12 protein-coding genes are annotated in these 18,796 nt (G+C 69.0%); 3 read left to right on the plus strand and 9 right to left on the minus strand.

The window, feature by feature from the left end:
• Positions 1 to 11 precede the first annotated feature (11 nt).
• Positions 12 to 1,340 (plus strand): phenylacetate--CoA ligase family protein, encoded by a 1,329-nt coding sequence (locus tag ACWGSM_RS07035; RefSeq protein ID WP_452322211.1) that lies wholly within the window; start codon positions 12 to 14, stop codon positions 1,338 to 1,340.
• A gap of 4 nt (positions 1,341 to 1,344) precedes the next feature.
• On the opposite strand, the gene ACWGSM_RS07040 is transcribed toward ACWGSM_RS07035, so the two are convergent.
• The 7 genes from ACWGSM_RS07040 to ACWGSM_RS07070 all read right to left on the minus strand — a co-directional run bounded on the left by ACWGSM_RS07040 (position 1,345) and on the right by ACWGSM_RS07070 (position 9,596).
• Positions 1,345 to 2,592 (minus strand): glycosyltransferase family 4 protein, encoded by a 1,248-nt coding sequence (locus ACWGSM_RS07040; RefSeq protein WP_452322212.1) that lies wholly within the window; start codon positions 2,590 to 2,592, stop codon positions 1,345 to 1,347.
• Entirely contained in the window at positions 2,592 to 4,124 is a 1,533-nt protein-coding gene (locus ACWGSM_RS07045) for a sugar transferase (RefSeq protein ID WP_452322213.1), read from the minus strand. Before ACWGSM_RS07045 ends, ACWGSM_RS07040 begins: the two co-directional genes overlap by 1 nt.
• Before the next feature lie 222 nt (positions 4,125 to 4,346).
• Positions 4,347 to 4,790, minus strand: coding sequence for an adenylyltransferase/cytidyltransferase family protein (locus tag ACWGSM_RS07050; RefSeq protein WP_452322214.1), 444 nt, complete (start codon positions 4,788 to 4,790; stop codon positions 4,347 to 4,349).
• A gap of 310 nt (positions 4,791 to 5,100) precedes the next feature.
• The gene (gene galE / locus ACWGSM_RS07055) at positions 5,101 to 6,126 is read right to left on the minus strand and encodes a UDP-glucose 4-epimerase GalE (protein WP_452322215.1); all 1,026 of its coding nucleotides are present in this window, start codon (positions 6,124 to 6,126) and stop codon (positions 5,101 to 5,103) included.
• Between the two features lie 223 nt (positions 6,127 to 6,349).
• Positions 6,350 to 6,727, minus strand: coding sequence for a response regulator transcription factor (locus ACWGSM_RS07060; protein WP_452322216.1), 378 nt, complete (start codon positions 6,725 to 6,727; stop codon positions 6,350 to 6,352).
• A 59-nt stretch (positions 6,728 to 6,786) separates the two neighbouring features.
• Positions 6,787 to 7,947: a hypothetical protein gene (locus ACWGSM_RS07065; RefSeq protein ID WP_452322217.1), complete on the minus strand. Its 1,161-nt coding sequence runs from the start codon at positions 7,945 to 7,947 to the stop codon at positions 6,787 to 6,789.
• On the minus strand, positions 7,944 to 9,596 hold the full coding sequence (locus tag ACWGSM_RS07070) for a sensor histidine kinase (protein ID WP_452322218.1): 1,653 nt from the start codon (positions 9,594 to 9,596) through the stop codon (positions 7,944 to 7,946). The genes ACWGSM_RS07065 and ACWGSM_RS07070 overlap by 4 nt, the downstream gene beginning before the upstream one ends.
• Before the next feature lie 86 nt (positions 9,597 to 9,682).
• On the opposite strand from ACWGSM_RS07070, the gene coaA reads away from it, so the two are divergent.
• Entirely contained in the window at positions 9,683 to 10,633 is a 951-nt protein-coding gene (gene coaA, locus ACWGSM_RS07075; protein ID WP_452322322.1) for a type I pantothenate kinase, read from the plus strand.
• Between the two features lie 34 nt (positions 10,634 to 10,667).
• Here coaA and ACWGSM_RS07080 read toward each other — a convergent pair whose 3' ends face one another.
• Positions 10,668 to 11,696, minus strand: coding sequence for an LCP family protein (locus tag ACWGSM_RS07080; protein WP_452322219.1), 1,029 nt, complete (start codon positions 11,694 to 11,696; stop codon positions 10,668 to 10,670).
• Positions 11,697 to 11,943: 247 nt separating this feature from the next.
• Here ACWGSM_RS07080 and ACWGSM_RS07085 point away from each other — a divergent pair, with 247 nt between their 5' ends.
• A complete protein-coding gene (locus tag ACWGSM_RS07085; protein ID WP_452322220.1) occupies positions 11,944 to 17,145 on the plus strand; it encodes a DUF7927 domain-containing protein in 5,202 nt (1,733 codons plus the stop codon).
• A 67-nt stretch (positions 17,146 to 17,212) separates the two neighbouring features.
• Here ACWGSM_RS07085 and ACWGSM_RS07090 read toward each other — a convergent pair whose 3' ends face one another.
• The gene (locus tag ACWGSM_RS07090) at positions 17,213 to 18,757 is read right to left on the minus strand and encodes a response regulator transcription factor (protein ID WP_452322221.1); all 1,545 of its coding nucleotides are present in this window, start codon (positions 18,755 to 18,757) and stop codon (positions 17,213 to 17,215) included.
• Between the last annotated feature and the right edge of the window lie 39 nt (positions 18,758 to 18,796).

The raw sequence follows: 18,796 nt of genomic DNA on the forward strand, positions 1-18,796 counted from the left end.
GGAACGGATCGATGACGCTTCGCCGGAGGCTGTTCGACACGAAGGTCCGCCTCGGGGGAGGCCGTGCATACCGCCGCTTCCTCGAGCGGGCCCGCGGCGCCGACGTGATGAGCAGAGCAGAACTGCTGCGGCGTCAGCACGAAGACGCGGCGGAACTCGTTCGCTACGCCGCGAGCAGGTCGCCGCTGTACCGAGACCGCCTCGCAGCGGTGCTGGAGGACGACCTCACCGATCCGCAGGTCTTCGCACGGATCCCCATCCTCGAGAAGGAGCAGCTGCGCGACCACTACGACGAGCTCATCGCAGACGGAAGCGGCGTGAGACGAACGAAGGTGGCCCGCACCGGCGGCAGCACGGGATTGCCGTTGAAGGTCCTGAAGGACTTCTCCGTGCGGCCAGCGGCGCTCACCTGGCGGTTGATGGGGTGGTGGGGCGTCGACCCCTCCGACAACTCCGCAAGCGTCGAGCGGCTGCCGTGGAGCGGCATGCGCCGGGCCGTCAACACGGCCCTCTGGTGGCCCACGCGCAAGCTCAACGTCGACGCCGGGGCGATGGACGAAGCCGATCTCAAGCGGTTCGCCGACGGCATCCGGCGCATTCGGCCGACGATGCTCTGGGGCTACGCGCATTCGCTGCACGAGTTCGCGATGGCCGTGGAGCGCAACGGATGGGAGGTGCCATCCCCGCGGGCGATCTCATCGACCGCCGCGCCGCTGACCGAGACGCAGTCCGACGACATCGAGAGGATCCTCGGTGCGCCGGTCTACGAGACGTACCGTGCGGCGGAACTCTCGCTGATCGCCGGGCAGTGCGAGGTGCGTCGCGGGATGCACATCCAAGCCGACCACAAGCTGCTGGAGGTGGTCGACGATCAAGGCCGCCCTGCGCCGAACGGCGTGGCGGGCGAGATCATCGTCACCGACCTGCTCAACCGGGCGCAGCCAATGATCCGCTATCGACTCGGCGACGTCGGCGTCATCGACCCCGAACCCTGCCCGTGCGGGCGTCCTTTCCCGGTGCTCAAGTCGCTGCTGGGCAGGAGCAACGACGTGATCCGCACGCGAGAGGGTCTGGTCAGCATCTACAGCTTCGCTTCGGCGTTCTCAGCGCACCAGGCGATCCGTCAGTACCAGATCCACCAGCTGCCCGACTATTCGCTGCTGCTCAAAGTGGTGCCGAGCAGCCCTCGCGTCACGCTCGACGACCTCTCCGGTGCCCTGGCCGATCTCTCGCATGAATTCGGCGGCTCACTGCCGGTCTCTGCCGAGCTGGTGCCGCTGATCCCGCACATCCGCGGAAAGCAGAAGTCGGTGGTCAGCCACCTGCCCGACCAGCCGTGAGGCTCTAGAGCCCTGCGACCGGCGCCGGTTCGCGGTTCGACACGTGCATCAGTGTCATCTCGAACGCGTCGAGGGCGGCCGCCTGCGTCAGATGAGCCGCGCGATACCGTAGCCCGGCGGTGCCGCACTCAGCCGCGATGCCGGGTCGCTCGGCCAGCGCCTCGATCGCGTTGAGAAGGGCCACGGGATCACCAGCTGGCACGACCGGTCCGGCGCCTGCAGCGAGCACCTCGTCAGCCGTTGTGCTCGACGCGTCGACAGCCGCGACGACCGGAAGGCCGGTGGCGAAGTAGGTGGTGAGCTTGCTGGGCACCGACATCTCGGTCAACCCGGGGCGCTCGTTGGCGAGCAGCACGTCGGCTGCTGCGAGCGTGTGCAAGAAGCGGTCATCGGGCAGCGGGTCGACGAATTGCAGGTGCGGGTCGGCGCCAAGGGATTCGAGGTGCAGCCGCTGGTTGCCGTCGCCGAGTAGGACGAATCGCACGCGCGAGCCTCGTCGGGTGGCTTCCCTCGCCGCATGGACCACGTTCTCGAGCCCCTGCTTCGCGCCCATGGCGCCCGCATGCAGCACGATGATGTCATCGTCGGCCCATCCCATACGACGCCGCGTCTCGGCGCGGTGCGCACCGTCGACCTCGGGCACGTGCGACCAGTTGCGCACGACGTCGACGGGTGCGGTGGTGCCGATGCGCTCGACGAACATCTCGCGGAAGCGGTCGTGGATCACCACGATGCGCTCGGAGCTGTCGGCCAGGCTGCGTTCGATCTGCGCGATCACTCGGCTTCCCGCGCCGTCAGAGGCCTGGCCGACCCCAAGCGTGTAGATGTCCTGCACCCAGGTGATCAGGGGGATGCCCTGCAGGCGTGCTCGCACGGCGATGAGCCGCGAGGCGAGCAGAGCAGGCGAGACGACGACCACGGCCGCAGGGGACCCCCAGGGCGCGAAGAGAGCGCGCGCACCGAATGACAGTTCGAAGAGGGCTCGTCGCAGGCTGTTCGGGCGGCGAGGGATGTAGTGGCGCAGCCGCCGCACTGCGACGCCGTTCACTTCGCTCTCAGCGGGCAGCGCGCGGTGCTCTTCGGGCACGCGCCACCACGGATAGTGAGGGTAGGAGGTGATCACACCGACGTCGTGGCCGCGGGCGGCGAGGCCCTCGGCCATGCCGGTCGTGTAGGGACTGATCCCGGTGGGCTCCGGCGCATAGTTGACGCCGATGAAGAGCACCGCGCGGTCGGATGCAGAGGTCGACATCAATACGCTCCTTTCGGCTGCACCATCACCTTGGCGGTGCGCCACATGATCTGCAGGTCGCTCATCACCGACCAGTTCTCGACATAGCGCAGGTCGAGTCGCACGCTCTCGTCCCACGAGAGGTCGCTGCGCCCCGATACCTGCCACAGCCCCGTGATGCCCGGCTTGATGTAGAGGCGACGGAAGATGTGCCCGTCGTACGCGGTCACCTCGCTGGGCAGCGGCGGACGCGGGCCGACGACGCTCATGTCGCCGGTGAGCACGTTCCAGAACTGCGGCAGCTCGTCGAGCGACAGCTTGCGCAGCACGCGGCCGACGCGGGTCACGCGTGGGTCGTCCTTCATCTTGAACAGCAGCCCCGAGCCCTCGTTCTGCTCACGCAGCGCCGCGAGCTGCTGCTCGGCGTCGGTGCGCATCGAACGGAACTTCACCATCTTGAATAGCTGTCCGTCACGCCCGACGCGCTCCTGGAAGAAGAAGACGGGGCCGGGGGAGTCGAGTTTGATGAGCAGCGCGATCACCGGATAGGCGAGCGCGATCGGAATCAGTGCGCAGCTCGCGACGACGATGTCGAGCGCGCGCTTGAGCAGGTGCTGTCCGCCCGAGTACGTCGGAATCTGCACCCGGATCAGCGGCAGCCCGTCGAGTGCCTCGAACGACAGCCGTGGGCCGGCGACATCGGCGAGCCGGCTGGAGAGCACGAGCTCGGAGGCCGTGCCCTCGAGCTGCCAGCTCAGGCGCTTCACGAAGTCGGCGTCGTCGCGGGGACGGCTGGCGACCACCACGGTGTCCGCACCCAGGTCGCGGGCGATCGTACCCACACTCGTCACATCTCCCAGCACGGGATATGCGCCGTCGCCGACGACGACCTCCCGCGCGTCTCCGTCGAGCAGAGTCACACCGACGACCCGCAGACCCGACGAGTTCGACCGGGTGAGGTTGGCGATGACGTACTCCACGTCATCGTGATGGCCGACTACGAGCGTGCGGGACGAGAAGACGCCCTGCGCGCGCTGCGCGAGCAGCCAACGCCGCCACGACCACCGACTCAGCACCAGCATCCCCAGCCCTAAGGGGAGGGCGACGAGCAAGAGCAACTGCATTCCATGCAGGCTCATGAGCGCGTCACCAATGGCCAGAGCGCCGAATGCCGAGCCGGTGGCGCGCGCAACGCCGCGATATTCCGCCACACTGGGCCGGAACAGGGCAGCGTCACGCGTATGGGTGCCACCCAGCATCGCCAGCCACAGAACGCTCAAGAGGGACGCACGCGCGGTGGAGTCGAGCAGGCCAGCACCCAGCTGGATTTGGATGCTGACGGTCAACCCCACAGTGAGGGCGATCGTGGTGGCATCCGTGGCGTGGAGAAGCATCCGGTAGTGCCGTTCCCAGCGGTGCCTCTGCTCCAGAGTTGTTGTCGCGCGCGGTGCCACGACAAAGTCGGGCACCGCGCGCAGGGCTCGCGGCGCTGCGACGACTGGACGGTCGATCCCGCCGCCGCTCAGCCCAAGAACCTCCTCGACGGAGGTCATCCCAAGGCCCCGCGAGCCATTTTCGTACGCAAACCCCAGTGCGTCATTTCCCCAGACTTTCCCCAGTATCTGCCGTTACGGCAGGTCTGCTCTGCGCCGGCCCCCCGGCGCAGATCCGTGACCCCAGATCACGGAGCGGATGCAGCTCCCCAGCAGCATCCACGTTCTATGGTTCGCTCACGCAGATCGAACGCGGCGGAGGCGCTCGTGACCCTTGACCGGTCATTGCGTCACCGCCAACGCGTTCTGAGCCAACGCATCGAGAGCGCGGCGCAAGGTCGAGCTCGACGTGTGCACCGTGTACGGGAAGTAGACGACTTCCACGCCGACGGTCGCGAATTCGCGTTCCAACGCCAGCCCCTTCTCCGTGCCGCGCCAGTCGTCGCCCTTGAAGAAATGGGTGAAGTGCAGGTCGCGCCAGGCATCCATCTTGGCGGGCATGGTCTCGATGTAGACGTCGTCGACGTACGCGATGTGGCGCACGATCTCCGCGCGCTCTGCCGTGGGGACGACCGGCTCGATACCCTTCACTGTGCGGAGCATCTCGTCGCTGACGACGCCGGCGATGAGCACGTCACAGTGCTCCCGCGCGTGGCGAAGGATGTTCAGATGCCCGACGTGAAACAGGTCGAAAGCCCCAGCGGCATAGCCGATACGCGTCCCCATGATCTCCCCAGATCAGATCCCTACGAGTACGGATCCCCATCCGCACACGGCTCCCCAAATGGCCGTGTTTGTGACTCTACTCGGGGTTACGCGCGTAACGCAAGAAATTGGTCGAGAAGGTCGTCACGGAAGACAAAAGACGTCGACGGCCCCGGAACCGGGGCTGCGGGCGTCTCAGCGTCGTTGATCGGGACAGTCAGCCTGCGTTGGCCTTCGCCTTGGTGCGGACGCGGCACGAGGGCTTCGTCTGCTTCGCGGTCAGCTCGGGCTGCTGTCAGAGTCCGTCATGGCATCGTTCGATCGCAGGGCCTCACGCCGGCTGCGCGAACCCGTTCGGGTTCTTGACCTGCCACGCCCACGAGTCGCGGCACGCGTCGGCCAGCGAGCGCGTGGTGCGCCAGCTGAGCTGCTCGTTCGCCTTCGCCGGGTCGGCGATCGTCGTGGCGAGGTCTCCGGCGCGGGGCGCGACGATCTCGTACGGGATCTCGCGCCCGCTCGCCTCGGCATACGCGCGCACCACCTCGAGCACGCTCGATCCCTCGCCCGAGCCGAGGTTGTACGCCTCGACACCGGGGGAGAGGTGCGCGAGCGCGGCGACGTGGCCCTCGGCGAGGTCCATCACGTGGATGTAGTCGCGCACCCCGGTGCCGTCGACGGTGGGGTACTGATCGCCGAACACGGCGAGCTTCTCGCGGCGGCCGACCGCCACCTGCGCGACGAACGGCATGAGGTTGTTCGGGATGCCCGCGGGATCTTCGCCGATCTCACCCGACGGGTGCGCGCCGACCGGGTTGAAGTAGCGCAGCAGCACCGCCTCGAGCTCGGGCCAGGCGACCTGCACGTCGGCGATGATCTGCTCGATGAACGCCTTCGTGCGGCCGTACGGGTTGGTGATGCCCACCCCGACGGGCTGGTTCTCGTCGAGCCGCTCGACCCCGGCATCCGGGGTGCCGTAGACCGTCGCCGACGAGCTGAAGACGAGCTTGCGCACATCCTTCTCGCGCATGATGTCGAGCAGGTTCAGCGTCGAGTTGAGGTTGGTGCGGAAGTACCGCGACGGCTGCGCCACCGACTCGCCGACGGCCTTGAGGCCGGCGAAGTGGATGACGGCGTCGAAGTCGACGTCGGCGAGCGCGGCATCCGCTGCCGCCCGATCGGCAAGATCCGCCTCGATCACCCGCACCGATTTCCCGGTCAGCTTCTCGACTCGCCGCAGCGACTCGGGGCTGCTGTTCGAGAAGTCGTCGACGACGATGACGTCGTCGCCGCGCTCGAGCAGCACGAGAGCGACATGGGATCCGATGTAGCCGGCACCGCCGGTGAGAAGAACGCGCACGACACCGATGCTACCGGGCGGCCCGCCCCGGCTCAGGATCACCGCAGGTTCCCTCAGATCACCGCAGTTCTGGCCGCGGGTCTTCGGCGGCAGCACCGACATGATTAGCGTGAGTGGTGCGTTGCGGTCTACCCGAACGCATCGGGCCTCTGCCTGGCTCTGTGTGCCGCCCGAACGGTGACGCGAGCCCTATGGGGATGCGCAGAGGCCCGACCCCTTCTCGTCATCGGGCCAGCAGCGCGTCGATCCGGGTGCGGAGCTCACGTGGCCGGAACGGCTTGGTCAGGTAGTCGTCGGCCCCGGCCTCGAGACCGCGGGCGACGTCGGCCGTGTCGCCGAGTGCGGTGAGCATGATGATGTGCGCCTCGCTCACCGCCCGGATGCGTCGGGCGGCCTCGAGCCCGTCGATGCCCGGCATCGTGACATCCAGCGTCACCAGCAACGGGTGATGCTCTCGCACCGCCGTCACCCCGTCGAGACCGTTTTCGGCTGTCACGACGGTGAACCCCGCGGCGCGGAGGATCTCCGCCACCAGGTCACGCACGTCACGATCATCATCTACGACGACAGCGGTCGACGAGAACGCGTTCACATCAGGCATCTCAGAGTCCCCACTCTGGAAGGGATGGACGCCGATTCCCCAGGGCGCCCGCTCACATGCTACATGTCGAGCCGACCGCGGTCGACAAGTCCGGGTTGATCGGCATCGGCCCGCACCCGCTCCCACCGGTCGCCGCCCTCGGCGTGCGCCCGCCGCGCGGCCTCGCCGGCCCTCGCCGTGAGGGCTTCGAACTCGTAGCCGGCCACCGAGACCGGGGCCCAGCCGACGCTCGCCGTCAACCGCAGCGGCAGAGATCGGTCGTGCTCCGTCCGTGCGACCCGCTCGAGCAGTTCGGCGAGCAGCTCGCGTACGCCGCCCTGCGAGCGGGGCACGAGAGCGAGGAAGCGGGCCGGGTCGATCTGCTCGATGTCGGCGTCGGCGGGCAGCACGCTGTCGACGTCGCGCGCGAACTTGTGCGCGACGGCGTTGAACTCGGCCGTGCTCGACGCCGTGCGGATGTCGTCGGGATCGTCGAGGCGGATGTCGAGCAGCGACCACAGGTCATCGTCGGCGGCGTGCGCACGCTCGAGGCGGCCGCGGGCAGTGCGCTCGAACGCGTCTCGCGGAGACACGGCGACCTCTTCGCCGCGAATCGTCAGCAGCAGCGTGGTGATCAGCGCGCACACCACGTACACCGACATCCCGACCATGTTCATGGTACGCACGAGAGACAGCGCGTCGGAACCGACGACGAGGCCGCGCATCACGAGCAGCCCGTTGACGTCGATGATCACCGCGAACACGATGAATGCCGACGAGACTCCCAGCAGCGGCAGCGCCTCGTCTCGCACGCGCGGTCCCAGCGCGACCAGCTCGACGATGATCAGGGCCGCGAACACGGCCGTCGTCGTGTAGAGCACCCGCAACGCGACGCCGTACACCCCCGCGAAGCTCGACAGCAGCAGGATGACCGGCGAGAGCAGACCGAACAGGTAGCCGATCATCAGGTGCTGCCGTGCGCGCCTGCGATAGGCGCGCAGTCCCGACCACAGCAGCGGCATGGGGGCGAGGATCAGACCCGAGCCGAGCGCTCGCAGCGGCTCGGATGCGACGTGATCCTGCGCCAGCCAGACGTACGCCCCGACCATCGCGATCGCGAAGGCGGCCGACCACAGTGCCGTCGCCCGCGACGGCCGCGGCAGGAAGCCGAGGCCGATGAACAGCACTGTCGCGAGCGTCGTCAGGGCCACGACCGGCATCATGAGCGTCGTGTTGATCATCCGTGGGTCCGTTCGCGTGCGTGGTCGGGGCAGGGGAGGAGGATGCTGACGCGCGTGCCCTGCCCGAGTTCGCTCGCGACCTCGAACCGGCCGCCCTGCGCCGCCACGATGTCGCGCGAGATGCTGAGGCCGAGGCCGGTGCCCGGGATGCCGCGCTGCCGCGCGAGTTCGGTGCGGAACTCGCGGTCGAAGATGCGCGGCAGATCCTCCGGGGAGATCCCGATGCCGTTGTCGCTCACCAGCAGACGCACCTCACCGTCGCCTTCGCGCTGGCCGTGCACCACGACCCGGCCGCCGCGCTGGGCGTACTTGATGGCGTTGCCGAGCACGTTGTCGACGACCTGCCGCAGCCGGAACGCGTCGCCGTGCAACGGCAGGTCCTCGAAGAGGCGCGCTTCGATGGCCACCCCCGACGCCTCTGCGGCCGGCGTGAACCCCTCGATCGACGCGGTGGCGACGTCGGCGAGGTCGAACGGTGCGTCGCGGTCGTCGTTGCGTGCCTCGGGCACGCTCAGCGTCTGGTCGATGAGCTGCTGCATCCGCGTGCCGGCGTGATCGATGACGCCGAGCTGACGTCGGGTGCTCTCGTCGACGACATCCTCCCGCTCGAGCAGAAGGTCGACGTGGCCGAGGATCGCGGTGAGCGGGTTGCGCAGCTCGTGCGCGATCGAGCGGCGCATCGCCGCCTCGCCGGCCTGCGGATCGATGCTCTCGGTGACGTCTTCCACCCGCAGCAGCACCCCGTCGGCCGGGTCGTCGGGTTCGAGCACCTGTGTCGACGCCCGCAGTGCCCGCCACTGGCCGTCGAGGCCGAACAGCCACACGAGCTCGTCGTGGAAGAGCTCGCCGCGACCCGCCCGGGCGATCATGGTCTCGCCGGCGGGAACGGGTTCGCCGCGCCGGGTGCGGTACTCCACTGCGCGCGAGGGATGCAGCCGCGCTGACGCGTCGAGCGCGTACAGCGTGCGGAAGGCCGCGCTCGCCACCTCGACCACACCACCGGGGTCGACGCGGGCGACGCCGATGTCGAGCGCATCGAGCACCCGCAGGGTGCGCGCCTTCTGCTCCTGCACCCGCTGCAGGGCGTGGACGAGGCGGCCGGACTGCGCACGGAGCAGACGCCGTGACGAGCGGTTGCGCGCCGAGCCGACCCGCATGAACACCCCCACGAAGCAGAGCGAGAGCATCGAGATGACCATGCCCGTCGTCGCGGTGGCGGTCACGCCGTCCCACAGCAGCATCACCAGCTGGATGGCCGCGATCAGCGCGAGCATCGTCACCAGCGTGAGCGTGCGGAAGTAGGTCGCGACCCACGCGACCGGAAACACCCACAGGAACATCGCCGCGGGAGTGTGCCCCGCCACCATCAGGCCGATCATGGCGGCGTCGATCACCGGCAGCACGAGCACGACCGTCGAGGGCAGGCGATGCCACGGCGCCGACAGGGCGACGAGGGTGACCGCGATGATGGTCACGGTGCTGACGCTGAAATGCCAGTCGACGAAGCGGGCCGGCTCGAGGGCGGCGACGCCGACGGCCATCGCGACGGTCGTGAAGGCGATCACGAGCTGCCACTGCCAGATCGAGCGGTCGCGGCCGTCGCCGAAATGGCGGCGCGCACGGGGAGACAGTGCGGACCCCCTCAGCATGAGCGACAGTGTAGCGGGGCGAGAATCCTGCGGTGGTTCCGCGTGGCATGCGGCCGCGTCGGGACGTGTGCTGCGCGGTGGATACGATTGGCTCCGTGAGCGTCGCCCCGAACCAGCCGCTGTCTCCGTACCGTGAGATCGACCGCGCCGACTGGGCGCGCCTGGCGGCGGGGATCGATCAGCCTCTCACCGAGACCGAGGTGGTGGGCATCCGGGGCATCGGCGACCGCCTCGACATCACCGAGGTGCGCGAGGTCTACCTGCCGCTGAGCCGCCTGCTCAGCCTGTACGCCAGCTCGACCCGCGAGCTGGGCGCGGCCACCAGCGCATTTCTGCAGGAGAGCGACACGACGACCCCGTTCGTCGTCGGGGTCGCAGGCTCGGTCGCCGTCGGCAAATCGACCATCGCCCGCCTGCTGCGCGAGCTGATGAGCCGCTGGCCGGGCACCCCGCGGGTCGAGCTGGTGACGACCGATGGCTTCCTCTACCCGAACGCCGAGCTCGAACGTCGCGGCCTGATGGCTCGCAAAGGCTTTCCCGAGTCGTACGACCGGCGTGCGCTCATCTCGTTTCTCACCCAGGTGAAGAGCGGCGCCGTCGAGGTGCGCGCCCCGTTCTACTCGCACATGCGCTACGACATCGTGCCCGACGCGCACGTCGTCGTGCGCCGCCCCGACGTCGTGATCGTCGAGGGCCTCAACGTGCTGCAGCCGCCGCCCGCCCCGAACGACGTGGCGGTCAGCGACCTGTTCGACTTCTCGATCTTCGTCGACGCCGACACCGCCCACATCGAGCGCTGGTACATCGATCGCTTCCTCGCGCTGCGTCAGAGCGCGTTCAGCAACCCGTCGTCGTACTTCAACGTGTTCGCGCACCTCAGTGACGACGAGGCGGTCGCGACGGCGCTCGGGTTCTGGAACGAGATCAACATGCCCAACCTCGTCGAGAACGTGATGCCGACCCGGCACCGCGCGACACTGGTGCTGCGTAAAGGCGCCGAGCACGCCGTCGAGAGCGTGCGGCTGCGCAAGGTCTGAGCGGTCTCACCCGCTCGCGATCACCTGCCGGCGGTCATTTTGCCGGGTGCTCGGCGAGGTACTGCGGCACGGAGTCGTTCTTCAGCGCCTCTGACAGCGCCGCCAGACCGTCCCAGTCGGGGTGCACGATCGACTGGTCGCCGACCATGCCCGTGCCGAGAGTCGGCGAGGTGAGGAAGACGATCTCGCTCTTGTCGACCTCGCGCAGGCTCAGACCGAGAGAGGCCACCGTACCGGCATCCAGCCCCTCGTCGACCGTGAGGAAGGGAGCCAGAGCGGCGACCGAGGCAGAGATGCGGCCCGGGTCGGTCAGGGTCTCGCGGCTGACCAGCTTGTCGAGCATGCCCTTGATGAACGCCTGCTGGTTGCGCACGCGCTGGTAGTCGCCGTCGGTGAACGGGTAGCGGGCACGCACGTAGGCGAGCGCCTGATCGCCGCGCAGCTCGATGGGCCCCTGGGCGAACGAGTACTTGCCCTCGTTGAACGCGATCGAGTTGTTCACGGTGACCCCGTCGAGCGCCTCGCTCAGGCCCTTGAACCCCTCGAAGTCGGTGATCGCGACATGGTCGATGCGCACGTCGGTGATGTCCTCGAGGGTCTGCACGAGCAGCGGGGTGCCGCCGAACGCCAGCGCCGAGTTCAGCTTGCCGTTGCCGTGACCGGGGATCGGCACCCAGTTGTCGCGCATGAACGAGATCACCTGAACCCCCGAGCGGTCGGCGGGGATGTGCACGAGCAGCATCGTGTCGGCGCGCTGCCCGCGGATGTCGTTCACCGAGCCGCCCAGGCCCTCACGCGAGTCGGAGCCGAGCAGCAGGATGTTCAGCGCATCTGGGTTGCTCGGCGCCGGGCGCGCCGCCTCGGTGGGGAACACCTCCGCCGACGGCAGCGTCTCTGCCTTGTCGTACGACGAAGCGAGGCTGCCGAGATAGACCACGGCGGTCACGGCGACGGCGATGAGCACGGCGACGATGCCGAAGACGATCCCCCATATCCATCGGCGAGCCCGACGGGATCGCGGCTGGGTGGCGGTGGCGGCCCCATCGGGGTCGGAGATCTGCATACGAGGATTATCCCGTGTGCCGCTGGGAGTTCTGACCGCGGGCGACCCCGCCGGTCGCAGGGGTGAAATCAGGGGTGAAATCCGGAGAAGTCGCCGAGAGGCGACGCGCGTAACCGCCACGCTGGCAGAGACCCAGAAACGTGAGCACCCCATCCACCCGATGATGTGCCGAACGGCCATGCCGGCCGCGTCGCCTGGGTCGTCCGCGTGCGCGAACGCCGCGGGTTCCGAACCAGGGGAGGCAACCTTGACATTCCGTGCTGGGCGGGCGCAGCAGCTGCCCGACTCGAACCGACCATCATCCGAGCGCGGCTGGCGCCTCGGCCTGAAGCGCCTCGTCGCCGGCGCGGCGAGCACCGCCGTCGTGGCGTCGTCGCTCGTCATCGGCGGGATCGCGGCCGCGCCGCCGGCAGCCGCCGCTGATCCGTTCGTCTGCGAGGCCGGGTCGGTCTACGTGCAGAGCATCAGCCAGGTGCGCGAGTTCAAGGTGAACAAGAGCGGCACCGGCGGCTCGCTTGACATGAGCGGCGACGGGATCGGCACCGGTCACCGGAACAACGGCCTCGGAATCTCATCGAACGGGCGCTACGCCTACACGGTGACCAACACGGACACCGCGAAGTTCGTGTCCAAGCACGACCGCACCGCGAACCGTACGACCACCTCTTCGCAGATCCCCGCCGATGCCGGGCTTGACAGATCGATCCTGCGTGGCGCCGTGCACCCCATCACGGGTGTCTACTACTTCTCCAGCGGCACCAGCAGCAACGGCATCAAGCTCTATGCCTGGAACGAGAAGACCGCCACGCCGACGGCCGTGCAGGTCGGCACGCTGAGGCCGGCCAGCGGCAGCGCCGCTTTCGGAAGCAACGGCGACATGGCGTTCAGCGCCTCTGGCCAGTTGCTCCTGGTCGCCGACCACGTCATCTACTCCGCCGACCTGCCAAACGTCGATTCGATCGAGCAGAGCTCGGCCGACATCGCGGCCAAGCAGGTCTTCGCGATGGACTCGACCGTCAAGGGCAACGGCATCGCATTCGGCAACTACGGGCGCATCTTCATCTCCGCTGGCGCAGCCGACGACACCGGGCTCATCATCGAGGTCGACCTCGCCAAGGGAACGACCGTCAGCACGACGCCGATCGACTTCTCGCCGACCGACATGTCGAGCTGCACCTTCCCCAACACGATCACCCTGAAGAAGGACCTGCCTGCAGGCCGGCAGTCGGCGACCGACCAGTTCGCTCTGCACGTCGACGCACCCCCCGCCTACAAGACCCCTCACACCGAGGCGACCACGCGAGGCAATGCCACCGGCCTGCAGCCCGACTACGTCGGCCCGGTGTTCGTCAACCAGGGCGACACGTTCGCGCTGACCGAGCTGGCCGCCGGCACCACGAAGCTCGACCAGTACGCGTCGTCGCTCGCCTGTGAAGAGATCACACCCACCGGCACCAAGCCGGTCGCAGTGACCGGCAGCAGCGTTGTCCAGCCGCGCGGTGAGCTGGGCACCTCGATCGAGTGCGCGTTCACCAACGCCAAGCTCACGCCCGGTCTGACTCTGCGAAAGACGTCTGATCCGGCATCCGGCACCGCCGTCAATGCGGGCCAGAAGATCACCTACACCGTCGAGGCTCGGAACACGGGCGACACCGCCCTCGACCCGGTGAGCGTCACCGACGAGCTTTCGGCCGTGCTCCCGCACGCGACGTACTCCGGCGATGTGAAGACGCGCATCGACGGCACGGATGTCACCTCCGGCGCCGCGGCCGTCGACGGCACCAGGCTGGCATGGACGGGATCGCTGAAGCCCAGCGAGGTTCTCACGATCACGTACTCGGTGATCGTGAACGACGACGTCGCGGGCGAGACGATCGCCAACCGTGTCACCGCATCCGGCACGCCCCCGGGGTCTTTCGAGCCCATCGTTCCCCCCGCAGTGACCACGCAGCACCCCGTCGCCGGCTTCGTCATCGACAAGACCGCGAACCCGGCATCCGGCACCGTCGTGCAGCCCGGCCAGAAGATCAGCTACACCGTCACCGGCACCAACACCGGTGCCACCACCCTGAACCCGGCGCGCATCAGCGACGACCTCAGCAAGGTGCTCGCAGGCGCCGCCTACAACGACGACATCGCCACACGGATCGACGGCGCCCCCGTCGCCACCGGTGCGGCGACGATCACCGGCGCCAAGCTGGCCTGGACCGGCCCTCTGGCCGCCGGCGCGACCGTCGAGATCACCTACTCGGTGACCGTCGCGCAGGGCGCATCCGGCACGGTCATCAGCAACACGGCATCCGGAGAGGCGACGCCCACCACGCCCGACCCCGCCGACCCGAACGGCCCGCCGGTGCCCGGCACGCCCATCACCCCGCCCTCGGTCACGACCGAGCATCCGGCGATCGGATCGGGCTTCACGATCAGCAAGTCCGCTGACCCCGCATCCGGAACCGCGGTCGAGGCCGGTGACACCATCACCTACACCGTTACCGGCACCAACACCGGAGACACCGAACTGCGCCCCGCCGAGATCGTCGACGACCTGTCGGCCGTGCTCGACCACGCGCGCTACAACGACGACGTCACCGCCAGCCGCGGCGCCGCCGAGGTGAAGAACGGCACGCTCACCTGGACGGGAACGCTCCCGAAGGGGGCGTCCGTCACCATCCGCTACAGCGTCACCGTCAAGGCGGGCGTCAAGAGTGCGCTGCTGAAGAACAGCGCCGAGGGCTCCGCCACCCCGCGGATTCCCACCGACCCGTCCGACCCGCAGAGCCCGACCACTCCGGGCACTGCGATCACGCCGCCGCCGGCGACGACGACGCACCCCGTCGTCGACAACGGCTTCACCGTGAGCAAGGCGTCGTCGCCCGCCTCGGGCACCGCTGTGCGTGCGGGTGACACGATCACCTACACGGTCGTCGGCAAGAACACCGGCAACACGGCGCTCGACCCGGCCTCGCTCTCCGACGACCTGTCTGCGGTGCTCGGCTCGGCTCAGCTCACCGGCGACATCACCGCCTCGACGGGCACGGCCACGCTCGACGGCCAGGTGCTCCGTTGGACGGGTGCGCTGGCCCCGGGCGCCTCGGTCACCCTCACCTATGCGGTGACGGTGAACGACGACGCCTCCGGCGTGCTGCTGCGCAACACGGTCGCCGGCCAGGGCACGCCCCTGATCCCGTCCGACCCGACCGACCCCGAGAGCCCGACCACGCCGGGCACCCCGGTGAGCCCGCCCTCGACCAGCACCGAGCACCCCGTGGCGAACCCGGGCTTCACTGTCGTGAAGTCGGCGAACCCGGCATCCGGAACGCGCGTCGACCCGGGCAGCGTCATCGAGTACACCGTGACCGGCACCAACACCGGCGACACCGTGCTCGACCCCGCGACGATCACCGACAACCTCGCGAACGCACTCGCGAACGCCGCCTACAACGGCGACGTCGAGGCGACTCGCGGCAGCGCGAAGGTGACCGGCCGCACCCTCACCTGGAACGGCTCGCTGAAGCCCGGCGACGACGTCATCATCACCTACTCGGTGACGGTCGACGGCGATGCCGGGGGAGAGACGATCCGCAACTCGGTGACCGGCTCTGCGACCCCGCTGCTGCCGGAGGATCCGAGCGACCCCGACAGCCCGACGACGCCCGGAACCCCCGTGACGCCGCCGACGGTGACCACCGAGCACCCGGTCAACGCGCCGGGCTTCACGTTCGCCAAGACCGTCGATCCGGCAGCCGGCACCGCCGTCGACCCGGGTGAGACCGTGACGTACACGCTCACCGGTGTGAACACCGGCCAGACGGCGCTGCCCCTGGTCGAGATCGCCGATGACCTGTCGGGTGTGCTGCCGCACGCGTCGTACAACGGCGACGCGGTGGCGAAGGTGAACGGCACCACTGCCACGGCCCCCGCTGTCGCGGGCGGCACGCTGTCGTGGACGGGGGCGCTCGCGGTCGGTCAGACCGTCGTCGTCACCTACTCGGTGACGGTCGGCGCGGATGCCGTCGGCGAGGTGCTGAGCAACTCCGCCACCGGCTCCGCTACCCCTCCCGGTGGCGAGAAGATCACTCCGCCGCCCAGCACCACCACCAACCCGGTGAACCTGCCCGGATTCTCGGTCTCGAAGAGCGCCGACCCGGCCGGCGGCGACGTCGACCCGGGCGACACCATCACCTACACGGTGACCGGTGCGAACACCGGCGAGACGGCCCTGGACCCGGTCACGATCGTCGACGACCTGTCGGACGTGCTCTCGGGCGCGTCGTACAACGACGACGTGACCGCGACGATCGACGGGGCGGCCGCGTCCGCACCCACGATCGTCGAGGGCGCGCTGTCGTGGCGCGGGGCGCTCGCGGTCGGCCAGACGGTCACGATCACCTACTCGGTGACCGTGGACCCGGATGCCGGCGGCGCGCTGATCAAGAACTCGGTCACCGGCACCGCCACGCCTCCGGGCGGGGTGCCGCCGATCGAGACGCCTCCGACGATCACCGAGCACCGTGTCAACGAGCCCGGCTTCTCGGTCACGAAGACCGCTGATCCGGCATCCGGCAGCCGCGTCGATCCGGGCAGTGTCATCACCTACACGGTGACGGGCATCAACACCGGTGAGACGGTGCTCGAGCCGGTCACGCTCGGCGACGACCTCTCGGCCGTGCTGGCCCACGCCGTCTACAACGACGACGCGGTCGCCCGCATCGGCGAGGCGGATGCTGTGGCTCCCACCCTCGTCGACGACGAGCTGTCGTGGCAGGGAGCTCTCGGCATCGGCGAGCGGGTCACGATCACCTACTCGGTGACCGTGAACGGCGACGCCGGCGGCGAGACGCTGAAGAACACCGTCGCGGGAGTGGCGGTGCCTCCGGGAGGGGCAGAGCTGACGCCTCCGCCGGCGACCACCGAGAACCCCGTCGGAAAGCCGGGCTTCACGTTCGCGAAGACGTCGGACCCGGCATCCGGCACGGCTATCGCCACGGGCACCGCGGTGACCTACACGCTCACCGGCACCAACACCGGCGAGACGGCACTCGACCGGGTCGTCATCACCGACGACCTCTCCAAGGTGCTCGCTCACGCGAAGCTCACCGGCGCTGCGGTCGCGAAGATCGGCGATCGGGAGGTCACCGCGCCGAGGATCGACGGCACGAAGCTGTCGTGGAGTGGAGCGCTCGGCCTCGACGAGACGGTCAACATCACCTACACGGTCACGGTGAACGACTCGGCCGCAGGGCAGACGCTGAAGAACGTCGCGACGGCTTCGGCCACGCCTCCCGGTGGTGCGGTGCTCGACCCGGCGTCCAGCAGCACCGAGCACAAGGTGCTCACCCCGCTCGCCATCACTGGCGGACAGCTGCTGCCCTGGGCCTTCGGGCTCGGCGCGCTGCTGCTGCTGTGTGGCGCCGCGCTGATGCTGATGCGTCGACGCCGACACGCCTGATAGGTGGGTGACGGAGGCCTCGGCCTGCTGGGGAGCAGACCGGGGCCTTCGTCGTCTCCGGCGGCTCTCAGATGAGCCCGCGGCGGTAGGCCTCGGCGAGCATCTCGTCGCGGTCGGCGGCGTCGAGCTTGCGGTACAGACTCGACACCTGCGTCTTTATGGTGTTGACCGACACGAACAGGCGCTCGGCGATCTCGCGCCGACTGACGCCCGCAGCCAGGTGCGCGAGCACCTCGAGCTCGCGCGGTGTCAGCGACAGCGTCGCCGCGGCAGGGGCGGGACTCGTCTCATCGCGCAGCACGGCCTCGACCAGCGCGCGGGAGGCGCCGCTGATCGGCAGGTTCACTCGCGACAGTCCCTCCGCACATCGCCGCGCCTGCTCGAGAGCCGCCTCGGCAGCAGCATCCTCGCCGAGGGCGCGATGCGCGAGGTGAAGGACACCGAGACGCCAGAGCTCCAGCTGGCGCAGGCCACCGGTCTGCTCCGCCGTCCGCAGCGCCAGCGCCAGCGCCTGCGACGGCATACCGCCGTCGAGCGCCAACCCCGCCTGCACGAGCCTCGTGACCACGAGCTCAGGGTCGGCCGATGCGAGAACGGCGCGTGCCTCGGGCAGACTCCCGGCGGAGGCCGCCTGTGCGGCGCGCACGACAGCGCTGGCGCTGCCCGTCATGCCCTGGCTGGTCGTCGAGCCGGGCAGGGGCGCATCCTGCAGCGCCACGAGCAGCCGCTCCGCGCCGCTCCGGCCTGCGAGCACCGCTGGCGCCAGGGACAGCACGAACAACGGCCACATCTCGCCGATCTCCCGACGCGGGAGGCTGAGCAGCTGGGTGAACGCGGCTTCGGACCCGTCTGCGATGAGCGTGGCGAGTCTGGCAGTGGCGTCGACGAGCGCCTCCGCCCAGCTCTGCGTGCGTGGCACCCGCTGAGCTTCGGCGAGCTCTCGGTGAACCAGCTCCGGATCGCCGAACATCGCGTGCACAAGAGCAGCCTTGGCGTGCGCATCGCGCACCAGGAAGGCCAGATCTGCGGGCGGAACCGTCCACTTGACCCGCTCGAAGTCAGCCAGCGCACGACCGAGATCTCCTGCGAGCATCCGGGTGATGCCGGCCTGCAGGAACGTGAACGACGCGATCCCGAGGGAGCCGTCGACGAGTGCGTTGCTGACCGGGGCATCAGCAGCCGCCCGATTCACCAGCTGCATCGCGGAATCGAACTCGCCGCCCAGCCGGGCCTCGAGCACACCGATCGCGATGACGGTGCCACGCGCGGCAGAGCTGAGGGCTTTCAGATCGCTCTGCCGCGCGTCAGCCATCGGCGGCACAGTCTCCCCTCGCAGCAGCGACCGCGTGTACGCCACAAGCGGCCGCCTGGGCACCTCGGGATCGGGAGCGGCATTCAGCACAGACCGCAGCTCATGCGGAGCGAAACCGAACCACGCCTCGAGGTAGTGTTCTTCGAGCACCGCGGGGATGCGATGCTGCGGCCCGTCGTCGCGCAGCGCCCGCAGCACGTTCAACACGCCCGTGCGATCAGCGGGTGGCGCGGAGCTGCGGCCGACGCCCTCGGTCATGGGCGTATCGACATCGATCGACGCTCCACTCGACGTATCCATCTGCCGCTCCCCTTCCCGACCGATCAATCTAGCCCAGAC

It is taken from the genome of Microbacterium sp. NPDC055521 (assembly GCF_053619695.1).

Coding starts and splice junctions, on each gene's coding strand:
- ACWGSM_RS07035 (WP_452322211.1), top strand. CDS start 12: ATGACGCTTCGCCGGAGGCTGTTCGACACGAAGGTCCGCCTCGGGGGA.
- ACWGSM_RS07045 (WP_452322213.1), bottom strand. CDS start 4,124: ATGACCTCCGTCGAGGAGGTTCTTGGGCTGAGCGGCGGCGGGATCGAC.
- ACWGSM_RS07060 (WP_452322216.1), bottom strand. CDS start 6,727: ATGCCTGATGTGAACGCGTTCTCGTCGACCGCTGTCGTCGTAGATGAT.
- ACWGSM_RS07065 (WP_452322217.1), bottom strand. CDS start 7,947: ATGATCAACACGACGCTCATGATGCCGGTCGTGGCCCTGACGACGCTC.
- ACWGSM_RS07080 (WP_452322219.1), bottom strand. CDS start 11,696: ATGCAGATCTCCGACCCCGATGGGGCCGCCACCGCCACCCAGCCGCGA.
- ACWGSM_RS07040 (WP_452322212.1), bottom strand. CDS start 2,592: ATGTCGACCTCTGCATCCGACCGCGCGGTGCTCTTCATCGGCGTCAAC.
- ACWGSM_RS07070 (WP_452322218.1), bottom strand. CDS start 9,596: ATGCTGAGGGGGTCCGCACTGTCTCCCCGTGCGCGCCGCCATTTCGGC.
- ACWGSM_RS07090 (WP_452322221.1), bottom strand. CDS start 18,757: ATGGATACGTCGAGTGGAGCGTCGATCGATGTCGATACGCCCATGACC.
- ACWGSM_RS07050 (WP_452322214.1), bottom strand. CDS start 4,790: ATGGGGACGCGTATCGGCTATGCCGCTGGGGCTTTCGACCTGTTTCAC.